The sequence below is a fragment of the Mesorhizobium sp. M7A.F.Ca.CA.001.10.2.1 genome, from assembly GCF_003998575.1.
Classification (GTDB): Bacteria; Pseudomonadota; Alphaproteobacteria; order Rhizobiales; family Rhizobiaceae; genus Mesorhizobium.
This window is the reverse complement of the sequence record NZ_RZQY01000529.1, coordinates 1-3458: the sequence shown is the minus strand read 5'-3', so window position 1 is coordinate 3458 and position 3458 is coordinate 1. Positions and strand designations below refer to the sequence as shown.

5 protein-coding genes are annotated in these 3458 nt (G+C 64.6%); all 5 read left to right on the top strand.

Annotated elements, in window-relative coordinates:
* Positions 1 to 656 (top strand): ABC transporter permease (locus tag EN964_RS26520; protein WP_245490688.1); only part of this gene is annotated, 656 nt, incomplete at its 5' end.
* A 10-nt stretch (positions 657 to 666) separates the two neighbouring features.
* A complete protein-coding gene (locus tag EN964_RS26515) occupies positions 667 to 1437 on the top strand; it encodes an ABC transporter ATP-binding protein (RefSeq protein WP_127268137.1) in 771 nt (256 codons plus the stop codon).
* On the top strand, positions 1434 to 2189 hold the full coding sequence (locus EN964_RS26510) for an SDR family NAD(P)-dependent oxidoreductase (RefSeq protein WP_127268136.1): 756 nt from the start codon (positions 1434 to 1436) through the stop codon (positions 2187 to 2189). Before EN964_RS26515 ends, EN964_RS26510 begins: the two co-directional genes overlap by 4 nt.
* The gene (locus tag EN964_RS26505; RefSeq protein ID WP_127271827.1) at positions 2183 to 2890 is read left to right on the top strand and encodes an SDR family NAD(P)-dependent oxidoreductase; all 708 of its coding nucleotides are present in this window, start codon (positions 2183 to 2185) and stop codon (positions 2888 to 2890) included. The genes EN964_RS26510 and EN964_RS26505 overlap by 7 nt, the downstream gene beginning before the upstream one ends.
* Before the next feature lie 12 nt (positions 2891 to 2902).
* The coding region (locus EN964_RS26500) for a creatininase (RefSeq protein ID WP_164776003.1) at positions 2903 to 3458 on the top strand (556 nt) is incomplete at its 3' end.

Here is a 3458-nt window from a genome sequence, read left to right as displayed (position 1 = left end):
CGCAGTTCCTGCCCTCGCCGAGCCGCGTCGTCATTGCCCTGTGGACGATGCTGACCGAGCAGAACCTGCTGTGGCACGTCGCGGTTTCGACCACCCGTGTCTGGATTGCCTTCCTGCTGGCCGCCGTCATGGCGATCCCGATCGGCATCATGATGAGCAGCTACCGGATCGTCGGCGCCGCCCTGGAGCCGATGATCGATTTCATCCGCTACCTGCCGGTCCCCGCACTCGTGCCGCTGTCGATCATCTGGTTCGGCGTCGGCGAGGAGACCAAGATCTTCCTGCTCTGGCTGGGGACGTTCTTCCAGCTCGTGCTGCTCGTCGCCGACGACATGCGGCGCGTGCCGCAGGAGTTCGTCGAGGTCGCCCGCACCGTCGGTGCCAATTCGAGGCAGGTCATGGTCGACGTCGCCCTGCGCTGGATGGGCCCGACGCTGCTCGACAATCTGCGCATCACGCTCGGCTGGTGCTGGACCTATCTGATCATCGCCGAGATCGTCGCCGCCGATTCCGGCATCGGCTATGTGATCTGGACGGCCCGGCGCTTCGTCAAGACACCGGAGGTCATGGCCGGCGTCGTCGTCATCGGCCTGATCGGCCTTGTCACCGACCAACTTTTGCGCCTGCTTCACCGCCGGCTGTTCCGGTATCTGTGAGGAGCATGACATGACCGGATATGTTCAATTCATCGACACGGCCAAGTCCTTCGGCCCCGTCGATGTCGTGCGAAACACCAGCCTTGGCCTCGAGCGCAATTCGCTGGTCGTCTTTCTCGGCCCATCGGGCTGCGGCAAGACCACCTTGATGCGCATGGTCGGCGGCCTCGACGAACCGAGTTCGGGCTCGATCCTGCTTGGCGGGGAAAAGGTCGTCAGGCCGGACCGTCGGCGCGGCATGGTGTTCCAGTCCTATTCGTCGTTTCCCTGGTTGACGGTCAAAAACAACATCGCCTTCGGCATGCGCTACAGGAAGGACCTCGGTGCCACCGAAAGAGCCGAGCGTATCAGCCACTATCTCAAGCTGTTCGGGCTCGCCGACTTTGCCGACTCCTATCCAAACCGGATCTCGGGAGGCATGCGCCAGCGCGTGGCCATAGCCCGCACGCTCGCCGCAGGCTCAGACGTGCTGTTGATGGACGAGCCTTTCGGCGCCCTCGACGCGCTGACGCGCGAGCGGCTTCAGGTCGAGCTGCGGCAGATCCAGATCCGCGAGGAAAAGACCATCATCTTCGTCACCCACGACGTCGAAGAAGCCGTATTTCTCGCCGACCGGATCATCCTGTTCTCACGCCGTCCAGCCTCGATCGTCGCCGATATCGACGTGGCGGCAGAGCTTGGCCCGGACCGGCCGCTGGAGATTCGCGAAACCCAGAAATTCTTCGAGCTGCGCAACAAGGTCCTGCATCTGATCCGCAACGAAACCGGAGTGGTCGTATGAGCCTCTCCTTTTCCGGAAAGACGGTCGTGATCACCGGAGCGAGCCGAGGCATCGGGCTCGGCATCGCCAAGGGCTTCGCCCAGGCCGGCGCCAGCCTGCACCTCATTGCCAACGACGCGGCCGTGCACGAACGGGCCCACGACTTGGGCGCCACAGGCACGGAGGCCGACATCGCCGACCGCGAGGCGGTCGGCGCGGCCCTCGGACCGATCTCCCGGATCGACGTGCTCATCAACAATGCCGGCCTCGAGCTGATGACGCCGATCACCGACAGCAGCGACGAGGCCGAAGCCGCCTTCCGGCGCATCATCGAGATCAACGTCATCGGCACGGCGCTTGTCACCGCGCGCGCCTTGCCGCGCATGCAGGCCGGCGCTTCGATCATCAACACCGCATCGATCTGGGGCCGCGTCGCCGAAGCGCGGTTCGGCGCCTATGTCGCCTCCAAGCACGCCATCATCGGCCTGACGAAAACCTGGGCCAAGGAACTTGGATCGAAAGGCATCCGCGTCAATGCGGTCTGTCCGGGATGGGTCCGCACGGAAGCATCGATGCGCTCGCTTGGCCGGATGGCCGAGCAAGGCGCCGTCAGTGAAGCAGCACTGCTCGAAGACATCGTTGGCGCGCAAGCCCTGCCCGGCCTGATGGAGCCGGCCGACATGGCCGGCACCTATCTGTTCCTGGCGTCGGATCTCGCGGCCAACATCACCGGGCAGTCGCTCGGCGTCGACAGGGGAGAAGTGCCTTGGTAACCCCGCTGCACGGAAAACGCGCGCTGGTCACCGGTGCGGCCAGCGGCATCGGTCGCGCGACCGCGCTCGCCTTGCGGGACGCCGGAGCCATTGTTCTCGGCTTCGATCTCAAGGCATCCGACGGCGATATCCCGATCCTTGCCTGCGACCTTGCCAATGAGGCCGACATCATTGCCGCGGTCAGGCAAGGCGCGCAACGGATCGGCGGCTACGACATTCTGGTCAACAATGCCGGCATCCTCCATGAAGCACCGCTTGAGGCGATTTCGCTCGACCATGTCGACCGCATGTTCGCCGTCAATGTGCGCGGCGCCATCATCGTGGCACGGGAAGTCCTGCCGCACCTTCCCGATGGCGGCCGCATCGTCAACATCGCCTCCGAGCTCGCCTATCTCGGCCGGTCGAACGCCTCGGTCTATTGCGCGACCAAGGCGGCATTGCTCGGCCTGACCCGCTCCTGGGCGCGAGAGCTTGCCCCTCGCATCCTGGTCAACGCCGTGGCGCCGGGGCCGACCGACACGCCGCTTCTCGGTTTCGAGGCGCTGAGCGAGAGCCAGCGCGCGCAGGAAACGACACACCCGCTGGGGCGGATCGGCCGCCCGGATGAAATCGCTTCCGCGGTGGTCTTCCTTGCCGGCCCCGGCGCCACCTTCTTCACCGGACAATGCCTGGGCGCCAATGGTGGCGCGGCGATGCTTTGAAACGAGATGATCATGAAAGACCGAGTTTTCCTCGCTGAACTGCCATGGCCCGAAGCCGAGAAGAGGATCGCCGCCGGCGCTCCTATCTTCCTGCCGCTCGGCTCGACCGAGCAGCATGGCCACCACATGGCGATGAATGTCGATGTCGTGCTTCCCACCGCCATCGCCGAGACGGTCGCGAAGCAGGTCGGCGGCCTCGTCGCGCCGACCATCGCTTACGGCAACCGCTCGCAGCCGAGAACAGGCGGCGGCCCGGCCTTCCCCGGCACGATCAACATCACGGCGCATACGTTTTCGCTGCTGGTCAAGGATGTGATCTGCGATCTCTATCGCCAGAAGGTCCGGCGTATCGTTGTCCTCAACGGCCACTACGAGAACATCGGCCCGTCAATCGAGGGCATCGAACTGGCGCTCGACACCATCGGCCGCGAGCGTGCGGCGGATCTGACGATCCTGCGCATCGATCATTGGGAAATGGTGCGCACAGAGACGCTGGCGAAAGTGTTCCCCGATGGTTATCCCGGCATCGAGCTGGAACATGCGAGCGTCATCGAAACCTCGATGATGC